This window comes from Candidatus Pantoea deserta (genome assembly GCF_003813865.1).
Taxonomy (GTDB): Bacteria; Pseudomonadota; Gammaproteobacteria; order Enterobacterales; family Enterobacteriaceae; genus Pantoea; species Pantoea deserta.
Genome location: NZ_RMVG01000008.1, coordinates 135,204 through 153,260 on the forward strand (window position 1 = coordinate 135,204; position 18,057 = coordinate 153,260).

At 57.9% G+C, this 18,057-nt stretch carries 12 protein-coding genes; 5 read left to right on the top strand and 7 right to left on the bottom strand.

Annotated features, from left to right (window positions below; genetic code table 11):
- Complete coding sequence (gene rcsC / locus BBB56_RS12350; protein ID WP_123801252.1) at positions 1 to 2,853, bottom strand: two-component system sensor histidine kinase RcsC; 2,853 nt, start codon at positions 2,851 to 2,853, stop codon at positions 1 to 3.
- Between the two features lie 200 nt (positions 2,854 to 3,053).
- Entirely contained in the window at positions 3,054 to 5,693 is a 2,640-nt protein-coding gene (gyrA, locus tag BBB56_RS12355; RefSeq protein WP_123801253.1) for a DNA topoisomerase (ATP-hydrolyzing) subunit A, read from the bottom strand.
- Positions 5,694 to 5,870: 177 nt separating this feature from the next.
- Between gyrA and ubiG the strand changes: the two genes are divergently transcribed.
- The 4 genes from ubiG to yfaE all read left to right on the top strand — a co-directional run bounded on the left by ubiG (position 5,871) and on the right by yfaE (position 10,754).
- A complete protein-coding gene (gene ubiG, locus BBB56_RS12360) occupies positions 5,871 to 6,599 on the top strand; it encodes a bifunctional 2-polyprenyl-6-hydroxyphenol methylase/3-demethylubiquinol 3-O-methyltransferase UbiG (protein WP_123801254.1) in 729 nt (242 codons plus the stop codon).
- 397 nt (positions 6,600 to 6,996) lie between these two features.
- A complete protein-coding gene (gene nrdA, locus BBB56_RS12365; RefSeq protein WP_123801255.1) occupies positions 6,997 to 9,282 on the top strand; it encodes a class 1a ribonucleoside-diphosphate reductase subunit alpha in 2,286 nt (761 codons plus the stop codon).
- A gap of 78 nt (positions 9,283 to 9,360) precedes the next feature.
- Positions 9,361 to 10,491 carry a class Ia ribonucleoside-diphosphate reductase subunit beta gene (gene nrdB, locus BBB56_RS12370; protein WP_123801256.1) on the top strand — a complete coding sequence of 377 codons (1,131 nt, stop codon included), beginning with the start codon at positions 9,361 to 9,363 and terminating at the stop codon, positions 10,489 to 10,491.
- 2 nt (positions 10,492 to 10,493) lie between these two features.
- The gene (gene yfaE / locus BBB56_RS12375) at positions 10,494 to 10,754 is read left to right on the top strand and encodes a class I ribonucleotide reductase maintenance protein YfaE (protein WP_123801257.1); all 261 of its coding nucleotides are present in this window, start codon (positions 10,494 to 10,496) and stop codon (positions 10,752 to 10,754) included.
- Positions 10,755 to 10,822: 68 nt separating this feature from the next.
- Here yfaE and BBB56_RS12380 read toward each other — a convergent pair whose 3' ends face one another.
- A complete protein-coding gene (locus BBB56_RS12380) occupies positions 10,823 to 12,019 on the bottom strand; it encodes a nicotinamide mononucleotide deamidase-related protein YfaY (RefSeq protein ID WP_123801258.1) in 1,197 nt (398 codons plus the stop codon).
- 166 nt (positions 12,020 to 12,185) lie between these two features.
- Positions 12,186 to 12,497 carry a stress response protein ElaB gene (elaB, locus tag BBB56_RS12385; protein ID WP_123801259.1) on the bottom strand — a complete coding sequence of 104 codons (312 nt, stop codon included), beginning with the start codon at positions 12,495 to 12,497 and terminating at the stop codon, positions 12,186 to 12,188.
- A 272-nt stretch (positions 12,498 to 12,769) separates the two neighbouring features.
- On the opposite strand from elaB, the gene BBB56_RS12390 reads away from it, so the two are divergent.
- A complete protein-coding gene (locus BBB56_RS12390) occupies positions 12,770 to 14,428 on the top strand; it encodes a glucan biosynthesis protein D (RefSeq protein ID WP_123801260.1) in 1,659 nt (552 codons plus the stop codon).
- A gap of 32 nt (positions 14,429 to 14,460) precedes the next feature.
- On the opposite strand, the gene BBB56_RS12395 is transcribed toward BBB56_RS12390, so the two are convergent.
- The 3 genes from BBB56_RS12395 to nuoM all read right to left on the bottom strand — a co-directional run bounded on the left by BBB56_RS12395 (position 14,461) and on the right by nuoM (position 17,959).
- Complete coding sequence (locus BBB56_RS12395) at positions 14,461 to 14,910, bottom strand: GNAT family N-acetyltransferase (RefSeq protein WP_123801261.1); 450 nt, start codon at positions 14,908 to 14,910, stop codon at positions 14,461 to 14,463.
- Between the two features lie 64 nt (positions 14,911 to 14,974).
- The gene (gene nuoN, locus BBB56_RS12400; RefSeq protein ID WP_123801262.1) at positions 14,975 to 16,432 is read right to left on the bottom strand and encodes an NADH-quinone oxidoreductase subunit NuoN; all 1,458 of its coding nucleotides are present in this window, start codon (positions 16,430 to 16,432) and stop codon (positions 14,975 to 14,977) included.
- Positions 16,433 to 16,438: 6 nt separating this feature from the next.
- Positions 16,439 to 17,959 (bottom strand): NADH-quinone oxidoreductase subunit M, encoded by a 1,521-nt coding sequence (nuoM, locus tag BBB56_RS12405; protein ID WP_123801263.1) that lies wholly within the window; start codon positions 17,957 to 17,959, stop codon positions 16,439 to 16,441.
- Positions 17,960 to 18,057: the final 98 nt, after the last annotated feature.

The window sequence follows — 18,057 nt, forward strand, 5'->3', positions numbered from 1 at the left end:
CTACCCTTCCCGCGCTTTTCTCACTCGCTCGGCGTAAACGGCCAGCGTAGTTTTCAATACATCCAGCGTAACCGGCTTCGACAAACAGTTATCCATACCGGCTTCCATACAGCGTTGTTTCTCTTCCGCCAGCGCGTTTGCCGTGACGCCGATTACCGGGAACACGTGACCAAGCTGGCGCAGGCGCTGTGTCAGACGATAACCATCCATATTGGGCATATTGACATCGCTGAGCACAATGTCGATCTCGCTGCGGCTGATCACGTTCAGCGCATCGACGCCGTCCTGCGCGGTTTTCACCTGATAGCCTAGCGTGCCAAGCTGCTCCGACAGCAGCATGCGGTTGATAGGATGATCGTCGACAATCAGGATCATAATATCGTCGTTGCTGATCACCTCTTCGGTCGGCACCGGCAGCGCCAGGCTTGCTGCGGTATCGCTCTGAATATCGATGCGGTAGATGCGCGCCAGCAGGGTCGGCAGCTCATGCAGCGAAGCGGTGCTGTGCACCCAGCGTCCCGGCGCGATTTCACGCGGCATATCAATATGCGCGCCGCTGAACTCAATCACCGCGCGCAGCGGCTGCTCGGTTTCCTGCTCATAGTCGGTGAGTAACACGTCGTCGCTGCCTGCCGCGCCCCTGTAAGGCAGCGCCTGAATCCCCTGCTGATGCAGATCGCGCGTAATAAAGTCGGCGAGATAGTCGTTACGCATATCGATCCAGATGTTTTTTTCATGCAGCCCGTCGAGCAGCGGCGGCGCGGGCTGCTGGCCGTTATAGATGGGGATGCGCACGATAAACTGGCTGCCCATGCCCGGCTCGGAATCCACCTCGATATCGCCATCCATCATATTGGTCAGCTTTTCACAAATCGCCAGGCCCAGCCCGGTGCCCTGAAAGTTGCGCTGTACGCCGTTGCCCACCTGGAAGAAGGGGTCAAACAGACGCGTAATCTCTCTGGCCGGGATCCCCACGCCGGTATCCCGAATGCGAAACGCCAGATAGCCCTCTTTGACATAGGCGTGCAGGATAATGCAGCCGGTATGCGTGAACTTAATCGCGTTATTCAGCAGGTTGGAGATGACCTGCTGTAGCCGCAGCGGATCGCCGTCCAGCGCCAGCGGCACGTCATGTTCGATAAAGCAGTAGAGCGTGAGCCGCTTTTTCATGACCAGTGACAGATAGTTGCCGGCGATATGCGTAATCACCTCGCGCGGCGAGAAAGGACGCGGCTCGATTTTCAGCTGTTCGGATTCGATTTTCGAGAAATCGAGGATGTCGCTGATGATTTTTAACAGCAGGCTCGACGAGTTATTCATCGCCGTCACCAGCGAATCGACGCCTTTCGGCAGCTGTTTGGTCTGAAGCAGATCAAGGTTGCCGATAATGCCGTACAGCGGGGTGCGCAGTTCGTGGCTTACGGTCGCCAGGAACATCGATTTTGACTGGCTGGCCTGTTCCGCCGCCTGCGCCATCTCCTGTAGCGACTGCTCCATACGCACGCGCGCGGAGACGTCCACCAGCACGCAGATAGCCACATTCTCATTACGATAGCGCGAATGGACAAAGCTAATTTGCAGGTTGGTATTGGTGCCGGTCAGCACATCGACAAAGTTGACCTGCTGGCCGCCGATGATTTCGTTGAGGCGCTGGCGATCTTCCTGCGTCAGCAGCGTCAGGTAGTTATGCGCCAGCTCATTGCTCAGAATATTGGTGCCGTCGCTGGTGCGCAGAATACAGATCCCCACCGGCGCTGACGCCACGATTTTGCGGTTGAACTGCTCGTGCTCTTCCAGCCGGTGCGCATTCTCTTCCGCAGGCAAAAACATCCGGCGTTCAAACAGCCAGGCCAGGGTAAAGAGCAGGATGGCGCTTAACAGATTGAGCAGTAGCGCATTGATAATCATCAGCTTGAGCTGATCGACCAGCACGCTGGTCGAAACCGACCAGACCACATTCAGATCCGACGGCGGCAGCGGTTTTTTCAGCACCAGCTGGCGATAGCCGTCGAGATAGCCGAACCAGGTTTTATCGTCCGGCAGATTCGCCAGCGAGAAACCGGCGCCGCCGCGCCGCGACGTCAGCAGCGGGCGATTATTTTCATCCGTAATGGTGGCGACCACCGGCAGGCTGCCCGGCTGGATAAACTCATCCAGCCGAATATTCTGCTCAACGCCCAGCAGCGCCTGAAGTTTATTGGCGACATAGACCGGCATCATCATGTAAAAGGTGCCGACGCCGGGCTGCGTGCTGGCGTTGACCCAGTAAAGCGGATTGCGCCGCTCTTCATCGTTGCCGTTGCGATAGCCAAGCACCCGCTCGCGCAGCGCTTTCAGACTGCGCTCGCGATCGACATTGCTGCTGCCGATAGTGAAGTCCGCCAGACACTGACTCTCGCCGCCAATAAAGAACACGCGATTCAGCTCGTAGGCCGAGGCGAAATTGCTTTTCCAGTAGTTGATGTAGTAGCTGAGCGAATCGAGGGAATTGCGCCAGGTGTTGCTCATCGACGAGCAGTCGCCGTCAGAAAACAGCGGGGTAAACTGCGGCAGCGTCGATTTGCCCGGCATCACGCCCTTGAGCATATCAAGACCGCTGCTGGTGCTGGTCAGCCGGTTTTCTGTGATGTATTTCAGCTCGCGCATGACGTCGGCAGAGTGCCGCACATACCATTCAGCCTGACCGTAGTTGCTGGCAAACTCCTGCCGGACGCTGTTTTCTTTGTCATGCAGCACGCTGATGATAAAAAACGTCGTCAGCACCGCGCCCAGCGTCCACAGCAGCAGCGCCAGCGCGCGGAACAGGTAGCGTGAGATACGCAGCGTGGTTCGGAAAGAGACCAGATATTTCAAGGGAAACTCACTACGGCAAGGTTAAGGGCGGGCTGGCTTCAGGATGCTCATTACACTAGCTTTATCAGGCAAGAAAAGCCAGTCAGCTTCTGCGCTTAGCGAGCCGCGCCGCAAAAAGCGACGGCAGGTCGGGTCGCCCTTTCCTGCCGTAAAAATCAGTGCCGCCTTCCGTGGCGGCGTTGGCCTGACGCGTCGAGGAATTACTCCTCTTCGTCCGCCTCAGGCGCGTCGTCTTCAGCGTCCACTTCCGGCGCGATGTCTTCTTCGCCTTCCGCTACGCTGCCGTCGATGGCGTCCAGCTCTTCCTCTTCCACCGGCTCCGCAACGCGTTGCAGGCCGACCACGTTCTCATCTTCCGCGGTACGGATCAGGATAACGCCCTGCGTGTTACGACCTACAATGCTTACCTCGGAGACGCGGGTACGAACCAGCGTCCCGGCATCGGTAATCATCATGATCTGATCGCTGTCGACCACCTGCACCGCGCCGATCACCGGTCCGTTACGCTCGGTCACTTTGATCGAGATAACGCCCTGCGTCGCACGCGAACGGGTTGGGTACTCGCTAATCGCGGTGCGCTTGCCGTAGCCGTTCTGCGTCACGGTAAGGATGGCGCCCTCTTCGCGCGGCACGATCAGCGATACAACGCGATCGCCTTCCGCCAGCTTGATGCCGCGCACGCCTGAGGCGGTGCGGCCCATGGCGCGGACGGCGCTTTCTGCAAAGCGCACCACTTTACCGGCCTGAGAGAACAGCATCGCTTCGTCGTTGCCGTTGGTCAGCGCTACGCCGATCAGCTCGTCATCTTCACGCAGGTTCACGGCGATAATGCCCGCGCTGCGCGGACGACTGAACTCCTGAAGCGCCGTTTTCTTCACGGTGCCGCTGGCGGTCGCCATAAAGATATTGAAGCCTTCGGTGTATTCACGCACCGGCAGAATAGCGGTGATGCGCTCGTCAGGCTGTAGCGGCAGCAGGTTAACAATCGGCCGACCACGCGCGCCACGGCTCGCTTCCGGCAGCTGATAGACCTTCATCCAGTAGAGACGGCCGCGGCTGGAGAAGCAGAGGATGGTATCGTGGGTGTTGGCCACCAGCAGACGATCGATAAAGTCTTCGTCTTTGGTGCGCGCTGCCGACTTGCCTTTGCCGCCGCGGCGCTGCGCTTCATAATCAGACAGCGGCTGATATTTCACGTAGCCCTGATGCGACAGCGTGACCACCACATCCTGCTGGTTAATCAGGTCTTCAATATTGATGTCGGCGCTGTTGGCGGTGATCTCGGTGCGACGGTTATCGCCAAACTGGTCGCGCATGGCGATCAGCTCTTCACGGATCACTTCCATCAGACGCTCGGCGTTCATCAGGATATTCAGCAGCTCGGCAATCTGCTCCAGCAGCTCTTTGTACTCATCGAGCAGTTTTTCATGCTCAAGGCCGGTGAGCTTTTGCAGACGCAGGTCGAGGATCGCCTGCGCCTGCTGTTCGGTCAGGTAATACTGGCCGTCGCGGATGCCGAACTCTTCGTCCAGCCACTCCGGACGCGCGGCGTCATTGCCCGCGCGCTCCAGCATGGCGGCGACGTTGCCCAGCTCCCACGACTGCGCCAGCAGGCCCGCTTTCGCTTCTGCCGGATTAGGCGCGCGGCGGATCAGCTCGATGATGGGATCGATGTTAGCCAGCGCAATCGCCAGGCCTTCAAGGATGTGCGCGCGATCGCGCGCTTTGCGCAGTTCAAAAATGGTGCGGCGCGTCACGACTTCACGACGATGACGAACGAAGGCCTCAAGGATCTCCTTCAGCGTCATGATCTTCGGCTGGCCCTGATGCAGCGCCACCATGTTGATGCCGAACGACACCTGCAACTGCGTCAGCGAGTAGAGGTTGTTGAGCACCACCTCGCCGACCGCATCGCGCTTCACTTCGATCACGATGCGCATGCCGTCTTTGTCTGACTCATCGCGCAGCGCGCTGATGCCCTCGACGCGCTTCTCTTTTACCAGTTCCGCGATTTTCTCGATCAGGCGCGCTTTGTTGACCTGATAGGGGATCTCGTGCACCACGATGGTTTCGCGGCCGGTTTTGGCATCGGTTTCCACTTCGCCGCGCGCGCGGATATAGATCTTGCCGCGTCCGGTGCGGTACGCCTCTTCAATGCCGCGACGGCCATTGATAATCGCCGCCGTCGGGAAGTCCGGACCGGGGATGTGCTCCATCAGCCCTTCGACGCTAATGTCTTCATCGTCGATATAGGCGAGGCAGCCGTTAATCACTTCCGTCAGGTTGTGCGGCGGAATATTGGTCGCCATCCCTACGGCGATACCGGAAGAACCGTTCACCAGCAGGTTAGGGATTTTGGTCGGCAGAACTTCAGGGATCTGCTCGGTGCCGTCATAGTTCGGAACGAAGTCGACGGTCTCTTTTTCCAGGTCAGCCAGCAAATCGTGCGCGATACGCGACATACGTACTTCGGTATAACGCATCGCCGCGGCGGAGTCGCCGTCGACGGAGCCGAAGTTACCCTGTCCGTCCACCAGCATGTAACGCAGGGAGAAAGGCTGAGCCATGCGGACGATGGTATCGTAAACGGCGGAATCCCCGTGCGGGTGATATTTACCGATAACGTCACCGACCACACGGGCGGATTTCTTATAGGGTTTGTTCCAGTCGTTACCCAGTTCGCTCATCGCGTAGAGCACGCGGCGGTGGACAGGCTTCAGGCCGTCACGAACATCGGGTAAGGCTCGGCCAACGATGACCGACATGGCGTAATCGAGATAGGAGCTTTTTAACTCTTCTTCGATATTGACCGGTGTAATTTCTCTTGCAAGGTCGCTCATGGAGCCGCTTTCCCTCTACATATGCCCGGATTTTAAAGGTGCGAAAGTATATCACACCCCAGCCCGCTGGTGAACGTTAACCACCGTTTTCACGCGCTTTTCCTGTTGCCTGAAAGGTGCGTCCGGGCGCAATAAGCGTTTATACTTAGTCAACATTTTGTCTGGAGTAATGATTCAATGAATGCACAACCGCAGGAAACGCAGCCCAACGTCGATGCGCAGGAGATCGCTAAGTTTGAGGCCGTTGCTTCACGCTGGTGGGATCTGGAGGGCGAGTTTAAGCCGCTGCACCGCATTAACCCGCTGCGACTGGGCTTTATCGCGCAGCACAGCAACGGGCTGTTCGGCAAAAAAGTGCTGGACGTCGGCTGCGGCGGGGGCATCCTGGCGGAGAGTATGGCGCGGGAAGGCGCAGAGGTGACCGGGCTGGATATGGGAGCGGAACCGCTACAGGTCGCGCGCCTGCACGCGCTGGAAAATGGCGTAACGCTCGACTACGTGCAGCAGACGGTGGAAGACCACGCGGAGGCCTTTGCCGGCCAGTATGATGTGGTGACCTGTATGGAGATGCTGGAGCACGTGCCGGATCCGCGTTCGGTGGTTCATGCCTGCGCCCGTCTGGTGAAGCCGGGCGGCGAAGTGTTCTTCTCTACCATTAACCGTAATCCCAAAGCCTGGCTGATGGCGGTGTTTGGCGCGGAATATGTGCTGCGCATGGTGCCGCGCGGTACGCACGACGTGAAGAAGTTTATCCGCCCTTCCGAGCTGCTGGGCTGGGTCGACGAGACCGCGCTGCGCGAGCAGCACATCACCGGCCTGCACTACAACCCGCTGACCAACGCCTTTCGTCTGGGCCGCGGCGTTGATGTGAACTACATGGTGCATACCCGCCACGTTAAAAAGTAATCTCTCCGGCGCGCAGGCTCGCTGCGCGTCGGCCTTCCCCTGCCCGCCCGCTTTTTGCTCTTCTGCCGCTTCGCCGCTAGTCGGTTGTCGGGAAAAAACACAACGGTGTGCGAAAAATCAGCGGTCGATCAAAATCTGCAATTTTTTAGCGCGGCAGTTGACACGCGATCGGGCCTTATAAGTCGCGGGGTTAAGAAATTTCGCACAAAATACAAGTCCCATAGCCATCATTTTTCTGTCTTGTTATCTGCCGTCAGGACACTAGAATAACCTCCATATTGTTACCTAATCTCTCCCGACCCCCAATATATAGTGTTTATCCACAGAATTATTCACATTGAATAACCCTGTGAATAAACAGGGGACTCTTTTTCACTTACGGATGGTATAACGCGACATGAATCAAAGTCTGCTCGTTACTAAACGCGATGGCCGCCAGGAACGCATTGATCTCGATAAAATTCACCGGGTACTCGACTGGGCTGCTGAAGGACTGAACAACGTCTCTGTTTCTCAGGTTGAGCTGCGCTCCCATATTCAGTTCTATGATGGCATCAGGACCTCTGATATTCATGAAACCATTATCAAGGCCGCAGCAGACCTGATCTCGCGCGATGCGCCGGACTACCAGTACCTTGCTGCCCGCCTGGCGATTTTCCATCTGCGCAAAAAGGCTTACGGTCAGTTTGAACCGCCGAAGCTGTATGATCAGGTGGTGCGCATGGTGGAGATGGGCAAATATGACCGTCATCTGCTGGAAGACTACTCGGTTGAAGAGTTCGAGCAGATGGACAGCTTTATCGACCACTGGCGCGACATGAACTTCTCCTACGCGGCGGTGAAGCAGCTCGAAGGCAAATACCTGGCGCAGAACCGCGTTACCGGCGACATTTACGAGAGCGCGCAGTTCCTCTACATCCTCGTGGCGGCCTGCCTGTTCTCCGGCTATCCGCGTGACACGCGCATGGACTATATCAAGCGCTTCTACGATGCGATCTCCACCTTCAAGATCTCCCTGCCGACGCCAATCATGTCTGGCGTGCGCACCCCGACGCGTCAGTTCAGCTCCTGCGTGCTGATCGAGTGCGGCGACAGCCTCGACTCGATCAACGCCACCTCCAGCGCCATCGTGAAATATGTGTCGCAGCGCGCCGGTATCGGTATCAACGCCGGCCGCATCCGCGCGCTGGGCAGCCCGATCCGCGGCGGCGAAGCCTTCCACACCGGCTGTATTCCGTTTTACAAGCACTTCCAGACGGCGGTTAAATCCTGCTCGCAGGGCGGCGTTCGCGGCGGCGCGGCCACGCTGTTCTACCCGATGTGGCATCTGGAAGTCGAAAGCCTGCTGGTGCTGAAAAACAACCGTGGCGTTGAAGGCAACCGCGTTCGTCACATGGACTACGGCGTGCAGATCAACAAGCTGATGTATCAGCGTCTGCTGAAAGGCGAAGAGATCACCCTGTTCAGCCCGTCTGACGTGCCGGGTCTTTATGACGCCTTCTTTGCCGATCAGGACGAGTTTGAGCGCCTGTACACCAAATACGAGCAGGACAGCAGCATCCGCAAGCAGCGCGTCAAAGCGGTCGATCTCTTCTCGCTGATGATGCAGGAGCGCGCCTCGACCGGTCGTATCTACATTCAGAACGTCGACCACTGCAACACCCACAGCCCGTTCGATGCCAGCATCGCGCCGGTGCGCCAGTCTAACCTCTGCCTGGAGATCGCGCTGCCGACCAAACCGCTGGAAGACGTGAACGACGAAAACGGCGAGATTGCGCTCTGTACCCTGTCGGCGTTTAACCTTGGCGCGATTGAGAGCCTTGACGATCTGGAAGAGCTGGCCACCCTGGCGGTGCGCGCGCTCGACGCCCTGCTCGACTATCAGGACTATCCGATCCCGGCCGCCAAACGCGGCGCGATGGGTCGTCGCACCCTGGGTATCGGCGTGATTAACTTCGCCTACTATCTGGCGAAGAACGGCGTGCGCTATTCGGACGGCAGCGCCAATAACCTGACGCATAAAACCTTCGAAGCGATTCAGTATTACCTGCTGAAAGCATCGAACGAACTGGCTAAAGAGCAAGGCGCCTGCCCGTGGTTCAATGAAACCACCTATTCACAGGGCATTATGCCGATCGACACCTATAAGAAAGATCTCGACGCCATCTGCAACGAGCCGCTGCACCTTGACTGGGACAGCCTGCGCGAGTCGATCAAAACTCACGGTCTGCGCAACTCTACGCTCTCTGCGCTGATGCCTTCTGAAACCTCGTCGCAGATCTCTAACGCCACCAACGGCATTGAACCGCCGCGCGGCCACATCAGCATTAAAGCGTCGAAAGACGGGATTCTGCGTCAGGTGGTGCCGGAGTATGAGCGTCTGAAAGATCAATACGAACTGCTGTGGGAAATGCCGTCTAACGATGGTTACCTGCAACTGGTCGGCGTGATGCAGAAGTTTATCGATCAGGCGATCTCTTCGAACACCAACTACGACCCGTCGCGCTTTGCCAACGGCAAGGTGCCGATGAAGCAGCTGCTGAAAGATCTGCTGACCGCCTATAAGTTCGGCGTGAAGACGCTCTACTATCAAAACACCCGCGACGGTGCGGAAGACGCGCAGGACGATCTGGCGCCTTCTATTCAGGATGACGGTTGCGAAAGCGGCGCCTGTAAGATTTAAGGTTGGGCGGGAGCGAGCCTCCCGCCTGCGTTATTTCACGGGGCCGCGCTGCGCCCCGTCTACATTTGGACAGTTTGTATGGCTTACACTACGTTCTCACAAAACAAAAACGATCAGCTAAAAGAGCCGATGTTCTTTGGTCAGTCCGTCAACGTGGCGCGCTTTGACCAGCAGAAATATGACATTTTCGAAAAGCTGATTGAAAAGCAGCTCTCTTTCTTCTGGCGTCCGGAAGAAGTCGACGTGTCACGCGATCGCATCGACTATCAGGCGCTGCCGGAGCATGAGAAACACATCTTTATCAGCAACCTGAAATACCAGACGCTGCTTGACTCCATTCAGGGCCGTAGCCCGAACGTGGCGCTGCTGCCGCTGATCTCTATCCCTGAGCTGGAGACCTGGGTAGAGACCTGGGCGTTCTCCGAGACCATTCACTCGCGCTCCTACACGCATATCATCCGTAATATCGTTAACGATCCGTCGCTGGTGTTTGACGACATCGTCACCAACGAGCAGATCCTTGCGCGCGCGCAGGACATTTCGAAGTATTACGACGATTTGATCGAGATGACCAACTACTGGCATCTGCTGGGCGAAGGCACCCATCAGGTGAACGGCAAGAGCGTCACGGTGAATGTGCGCGCGCTGAAAAAGCAGCTCTATATCTGTCTGATGAGCGTCAACGCGCTGGAAGCCATCCGCTTCTACGTCAGCTTCGCCTGCTCTTTCGCCTTCGCCGAGCGCGAACTGATGGAAGGCAACGCGAAAATTATCCGTCTGATCGCCCGTGACGAAGCGCTGCATCTGACCGGCACCCAGCATATGCTGAATCTGATGCGCACCGGCGAAGACGATCCAGAGATGAAAGAGATTGCCGCCGAGTGTCGCGACGAGTGTTTCGATCTGTTCAAGAAAGCGGCCGAGCAGGAGAAAGAGTGGGCGGAGTATCTGTTCAGCGGCGGCTCGATGATCGGCCTGAACAAAGATATTCTGTGCCAGTATATCGAGTACATCACTAACATTCGTATGCAGGCGGTGGGTCTCGATCTGCCGTTCCAGACGCGTTCGAACCCGATTCCGTGGATCAACTCCTGGCTGGTTTCGGACAACGTGCAGGTTGCGCCGCAGGAAGTAGAAGTCAGCTCGTATCTGGTGGGTCAGATTGACTCGGAAGTGGGCGAAGACGACTTCAACGACTTCCAGCTTTAAGTATGAGCCGTGCCGTTGTTATTCTGCGCAGCTCCGGCCAGCGGCTGGAGTGCGCAGATCATCACCCTAACCTGCTGACCACGCTGGAAGCGCACAACCTGTGCGTGGAGTTTCAGTGCCGCGAAGGCTACTGCGGCTCCTGCCGCACGCGGCTGCTGAAGGGCGAAGTGCACTATGCCGAAACGCCGCTGGCGTTTGTGCAGCAGGGCGAGATCCTGCCCTGCTGCTGTCTGGCGAAAGGTGAGATTGAAATCGAGCTGTAGCAAGTTTTGTTGCCTGCGATAACCGCTCCTGAGCTTTTTTGCGGTCTGTTAGCGATGACAGTGCCCCTTTACAGCTTTACCGACTCCAGCACATCAATCCAGCCGTGGCCGGTGCTGACTTCGCTGCCGTGCAGCCAGCGGCGCAGCATATTCATCGCCATCATCGCCACCACCTTCTGCCGCGTCTCCAGATTATGTCGGCCGTGGCTAAACTTCACCCGCTGACCCCAGCTCGCTTCTGGCGTATGCAGCGCCAGCGACACTTCTCCTTCGGTCAGCGCGCCGGTTGACAGCGCCAGCACGGTGCCCTGATGCGCCGCCAGCGCGCGCGTGCGCTGCACCAGCGCCTCCAGCTCTTCTTCGTGCGCTGGAAGAATCTCCGCCGCGCTCAGCGGCACGTCGGCCGCCGCCAGCTGCCAGTGCAGCAAACCGGCGGTGTACTGCTCGCTGAGCGCCAGACGGAAACCGCGATCCCTGATTTCGCGCGCCAGCAGCGCCGGTAAACCTTCGGTGCCTTCAAAAATAGTGCACTCCGCCAGCAGCAGACGCACCTGCCGCCACACCTGCTCCATCGCTACGCGCTGGCTGGCAGGGCCGGTCAGTTTGATCTCAATAATCGGCATTGACGAGCGATAGCCCATCACCGCCCCTTCCGGCAGCGCCAGCGGCTCCAGCTCGGCGGCAATATCGCTTTCGCCCCGGCCGAAGGTGGTCAGGCGCAGACAGAGCGGCGGCTCCGGCAGCTCGAACTGCTGTTTAAGGCGCGGCAGGATCTGCTGTTCCACCATCACCTTAAATTCCGACGGTACGCCAGGCGTGAAAAAGATCCAGCAGCGATTGAGCCGCAGCGCAAAGCCGCAGGCGGTGCCGACCGGGTTGTCGAGCATCTCGGCGTTAGCGGGGATCTCCGCCTGCTTGCGGTTGCTGGCGGCCATGGTACGGCCGCGGCTGGCGAACCAGGCCTCCATGTTGTCGAGCCAGCCCTGATGCAGCACCAGCTCGACGCCGCTCGCCTTTGCCGCCGCCAGCGCGCTGAGATCGTCGCTGGTGGGACCCAGCCCGCCGTTGACGATCAGCACGTCTGCCACCTGACTGCGCGCCTGCAAGGTCTCCACCAGCGACGACAGGGAATCCCCTACCGTGCTGCGGCTGGTCATCGGCAGGCCATGCTGAAACAGCACGTCCGCCAGCCAGGCGGCGTTGGTATCGACGATTTGGCCGTGCAGCACCTCATCCCCTGTAGACAGCATCTCGACTCTAATCACGATTGTTCTCCTTTTGTCCATCGACCTACTGTAGGAAGCGTGCAGAGTAAACTCAATATAATCCTGCGCTTTTCACGAGGAAGTATCGGGGGAGTTAACGGAATGGACAGGCAGAAAAGAAAAAACAAACGGCGGGGAAGCCCCGCCGTTTTCTGTGGTTCACGCCTTAGCGACGCGCCAGCAGCAGACCGAGCACCAGGCCGGCGGCAGCGCCGATGCCGATACCCTGCCAGGGCTTCTCGTGCACATAGTCATCTGCGCGGTAGGCCACGTTTTTGGCACGGTAGTAGTAGCTGTCCGAGGCGTGGCTGACGCGTGATTTCACATCTTCCAGCGCCTGCTCCGCTTTGGTTTTAAGCTCAATGTACTTCTGATCGGTCGGGTCGCCCGATGACTTCAACACCTCTTCCAGCGTTTCCGTCAGCAGCGTCAAATCATCATCCAGACTGGTGTCGAAAGCTTCTGTCTCTTTTACCATCTCTTCCTCCGTGTCATTTGCAAAGCAGTTCATTAACTATAGCGTCAAAATTGCCGTTTGCAGGAGGCTTTTACCAGGATTCCCCTGAGTTCGCTCCTGCGTAAGCCAGAACGAAATTCCGCAGCCTTCTTGATAAATCTGATAAATTTAACGGGGACTGAATTTTTCACCTGGCAGACTGTCGTACCCTGCTGTTATCTGCGCTTTTGCCTCACCTGCGCGCAGAACCGAACAGTCACAACACACTCGAACGCTAAGGACTAATTTCTGGCATGAATCGAAGAATGTTTATGAAAGCGTCAATGGCCTTTTCCGCCGTCAGCGGCATGACCGGCCTGTCTACGCTGTTTGCGCAATCCGCCTGGGCAGAAGATGGTATTGCAGACGGTGCCGCCGTTCGCTTCGATTTCGATGTACTAAAAAAGAAAGCCGCCGCGCTGGCGAAACAGCCCTGGAGCGGCGCGCCGGGCGCGCTGCCGGAGACGCTGGCCACCCTGACGCCGCAGGCGTACAACGAAATTCAGTACGATGCGGGTCATTCGCTGTGGAACACCATCCCGGACCGCGAGCTTGACGTGCAGTTCTTTCATGTCGGCATGGGCTTTAAGCGCCGCATCCGCATGTTCTCCGTGGACGGCGACAGCCGCGAGGCGCGTGAAATTCATTTCCGCCCCGAACTGTTCAACTATAACAATGCAAAGGTTGACACCCAGCAGCTGGCCGGTAAAACCGATCTGGGCTTTGCTGGTTTCCGCGCGTTCAAAAAGCCTGAGCTGGCGCGGCGCGACATCGTCTCCTTTCTCGGCGCCAGCTACTTTCGGGCCGTGGATGACACCTACCAGTACGGACTCTCCGCGCGCGGCGTGGCGGTAAACACCTTCAGCAACGGCAGCGAAGAGTTCCCTGACTTCACCGCGTTCTGGTTCGAAACGCCAAAAGCCGAAGACACCACCTTTACTGTCTATGCTCTGCTGGACGGCGCAAGCGTGACGGGCGCTTATAAATTCACTATTCATTGTGAAGCGGAACGCGTCGTGATGGAGGTGGAAAACCATCTCTATGCGCGCAAAGAGATCCGCCAGCTGGGCATTGCGCCGATGACCAGCATGTTCAGCTGCGGCACTAACGAACGCCGCATGTGCAACACCTATCACCCGCAAATTCACGACTCCGATCGTCTGGCGATGTGGACCGGCAACGGCGAGTGGATCGCTCGTCCGCTGAACAATCCGCAGAAGTTACAATTTAACGCCTATCAGGATGAGAACCCGCGCGGCTTCGGCCTGTTGCAGCTTAACCATGACTTTAAAGATTATCAGGACGTTATCGGCTGGTACGATAAGCGGCCCAGCCTGTGGGTAGAGCCAGTTGGCAAGTGGGGCAAAGGCGCGATTAACCTGATGGAGATCCCGACGACCGGGGAAACGCTGGATAATATCGTCTGCTTCTGGCAGCCCGCCGAGCCGGTTAAAGCCGGCAGCGAGTTTAGCTTCTCCTACAAACTTTACTGGAGCGGCCTGCCGCCGGTGCGCAGCGGTCTGGCGCGCGTAGACGCGACCCGCACTGGCATTGGCGGTTTCCCGGAAGGCTGGGCGCCTGGCGAACATTTCCCGGAGCAGTGGTGCCGCCGCTTTGCCATCGATTTTGTGGGCGGCGATCTCAAAGCCGCCGCGCCGAAAGGGATCGAGCCGGTTATCACCCTCTCGTCAGGCACCTTTAAACAGGTAGAAATTCTCTATGTGGAGCCGATGAACGGCTATCGCATCCTGTTTGACTGGTATCCCAATAGCGACGCGACCACGCCGGTAGAGATGCGCCTGTTCCTGCGCAGCAAAGAGGAAACCCTGAGCGAAACCTGGCTCTATCAGTATTTCCCGCCGCCGCCGGATCAGCGCAAATATGTCGATGACCGGCAGATGACGCCAGGTTAACCGATCAGACGGCGAGCAGCAGCTCGCCGTTTTTATTTGCGCATATCGATATGGGGAATATTGTCTTCGAGATAAATCTCGCCGCAGCTCTCGAAACCGTGGCGGCGATAGAAGTTCTGTAGATGGGCCTGCGCCGACAGATAAATACCGCGCTGCGGCCAGTGCCGTTCACAGCTGAGCAGCGTTTGCTCCATCAGTCGGTTGCCAAGATAGCGTCCGCGCGCGCGCGGCGAGACGATCACCCGACCGATTGCCACCGCACCCGTCGCCTCCTCTGGCGCCAGAATACGCGCGCAGGCCATCAGCTCCTCGCCCTGCATCGCCAGAATGTGTCGATTCTCCGCCACCAGATCCAGCCCGTCGACATCCTGATAGGGACAGGCTTGCTCAACAACAAACACGGCGCAGCGCAGCGCCAGAATGGCATAAAGCTGCCGCGTACTCAGCTCGCTGTGATGAAGATCGTGCCAGATTACATCCATACCCGCTCCTGAAGACAAAAAAAAATCAGGCCCGCAGGCCTGATTTCACAAGGGGAAAAGCAGTTTACATCAGCGGCTGGGCCATCTGCACCAGCGAAATCAGCGGCTGCGGGTAGACGCCCAGCATCAGCACCAGAATCGCCGAAATCAGCACTACGACACCGCCTGCGGTCAACGCCCAGTTGGCTGGCGTGTCGCGCGTATGCAACTCTGGCGGACTGAGATAGAGGCTGACGGTCACGCGCAGATAGTAGTAAAGACCAATGGCGCTGCCGACCACCACCGCCGCCGTCAGCCACCACAGCTGCGCGTTGACGCCTGAGGCAATCACGTAGAACTTGCCAATAAAGCCAAGCGTAGCCGGGATACCCGCCAGCGACAGCATCATTATCGTCATCACCGCCGACAGAATCGGACGATGCCAGAACAGACCACGATAGGAGTAGAGCGAATCGGCGTCCGGGCCGCGATAAGGACTGGACATCAGGCTCACGACGCCGAACGCGCCGAGGCTGCTGAACAGGTAACCGGCCAGATAAACACCCGCCGTCTCCAGCGAGAGCTGATGGGTTTTCACCGCAATCAGCGCAACCAGCAGATAGCCCAGATGCGCGATGGACGAATAGCCCAGCAGACGCTTGATATTGCTCTGCGAAATCGCCATCAGGTTGCCGAACAGAATTGAGACGAAGGCAATCAGACCCAGCACGGTGCGAACGGCCTCGCTATCGGTCAGCGGCGCATACATAAACAGACGCATGATCACGCCGAAGATAGCGATCTTGCTGGCGGTGGCCAGAAAGGTAGAGACCGGCGCTGGCGCACCCTGATAGACGTCCGGCGTCCAGAGATGAAACGGCACCAGCGACAGCTTGAAGCCAAGACCGATAATCATCATTCCCAGACCCACCAGCAGCAGCGGCTGCTGAATCATGCTGTCATCCAGGCTCTGACCCAGTTTGACAAAGCTCAGGCTGCCGGAATCGGCATAGACCAGCGCAATACCAAACAGCAGGAATGAGGAGGCCGCCGCAGACAGGATGGTGTACTTCAGCGCGGCTTCCAGCGAGCGCTTCTGGCGGAAGGCATAGCCGATCATGCCGAACAGCGGCAGTGACAGCAGCTCGACGCCGATAAACAGCGACGCCAGATGGTTAGCGCTGGCCAGTACGATCCCGCCCAGCGCCGCAATCAGCACCAGCAGATAGAACTCATCCTTGTTATCCGGAAAGCCAGACAGCCAGGGATAGGCAAAGGTACAGGTTGCCAGACTCGCCAGGATCACCAGCGCGGTGTAGAACACGGCGTAGGGATCGGCGCGCAGCAGAGGCGTCACGTCCATTGCCCCCGCACGCGCCACAAACCAGAGCGAAACCAGCGCCAGGTTAAGACCAATCACCGTCAGCGTGGCGTTAACAAAGTGGTTGCGTCGCCAGGCAATGGACAGCATCACCACCACCACTGTCAATCCGACGATCAACAGCGGCAGTAACGCGATCAATTGTTGAAGAGTTATTGTCATGGCGAATTACGGCCTTGTAGTTGAAATTGAAGCGGTAAACCACTGCTGAATATTGCTCATGGCGGCATGGGAGGTATCCAGAATCGGCTGTGGATAGACGCCCAGCAGCACCAGCAGAACCACCAGCACCATGATGATCGTAAATTCACGCGGCGACATGCCCGGCAGCGGATCTTTTGACTTCGCTTCACCGTAGTAGGCGCGCTGCATCATGATCAGCGAGTAAACCGAGGCGAATACCAGACCAAAGGTCGCCACCACGATAATGATCGGCACCACCTGGAAGCTGCCCGTGAGGATCATAAACTCGCCGGCGAAGTTTCCGGTGCCTGGCATCCCCAGGTTGGCGACCGCAAAGAACAGCGACAGGCCAGGGATCCATTTGATGCGCGACCAGAGTCCGCCCATCTGACGCATATCACGCGTATGCAGACGTTCGTACAGCTGACCACACAGGATAAACAGCGCGGCCGCTGACAGACCGTGGGCGATCATCTGCACCACCGCGCCCTGGAAGGCGAGCTGGCTGCCGGTGTAGATAGCGATGAGCACGAAGCCCATGTGCGATACAGAGGTGTAGGCGATCAGACGCTTGATATCGGTCTGGGAGAACGCCATCCATGCGCCGTAGAAGATGCCGATCACGCCGAGCCACATGGCGACAGGCGCGAACTCCGCCGACGCGTTGGGGAACAGCGGCAGACTGAAGCGCAGCAGGCCGTAAGCCGCGGTTTTCAGCAGGATCCCGGCAAGGTCTACCGAACCCGCGGTCGGTGCCTGGCTGTGCGCGTCCGGCAGCCAGCCGTGCAGCGGCACCACCGGCATTTTAACCGCGAAGGCGATAAAGAAGCCCAGCATCAGCATATATTCCACCGTGTGCGACATCGGCGTTTTCAGCAGCTGCTCGTAGTTAAAAGTCCAGACGCCGGTAGCGTTGTAGTGCACAAACACCAGCGCCAGAATGGCGATCAGCATCACCAGACCCGACGCCTGGGTGTAGATGAAGAATTTGGTCGCGGCGGTGATACGGGTTTTACCGTCGGATGCCTTATGTCCCCAGAGCGCGATGAGGAAGTACATCGGCACCAGCATCATTTCCCAGAAGAAGAAGAACAGGAACATGTCGATGGCAAGGAACACGCCGATCACGCCACCGAGGATCCACATCAGGTTGAGGTGGAAAAAGCCCTGATACTTCTCGATTTCATTCCAGGAGCAGAGTACCGCCATCAGGCCAAGCAGACCGGTCAGCACCACCATCAGCAGCGACAGACCATCAATGGCCAGATGGAAATTGATGCCGAAACGCGGGATCCAGGATGCCGTAAACTCCGACTGCCACTGCGGCATTCCTGCGGCCTGCGTCAGTGAATAACCGCCCTGTAACCAGAGCTGCATAGACAGCGCCAGCGTCAGGCCCATCGTAATCAGGGCTATCCAGCGCGGCGTTTTTGCGCCGAGGCGCTCAGCCAGCCAGCAGAGCAAACCGCCGACAAATGGAATTACTATTAGCCAAGGTAATAACACTGGGTTTTTCCCTTTTTTCTGCCTTTCATGAGCTATCTCGCTGACCAGTTTCGCCGCTGGCAGTGCTCGCAATCCTCACGTACTTTAGTACGCTCCGG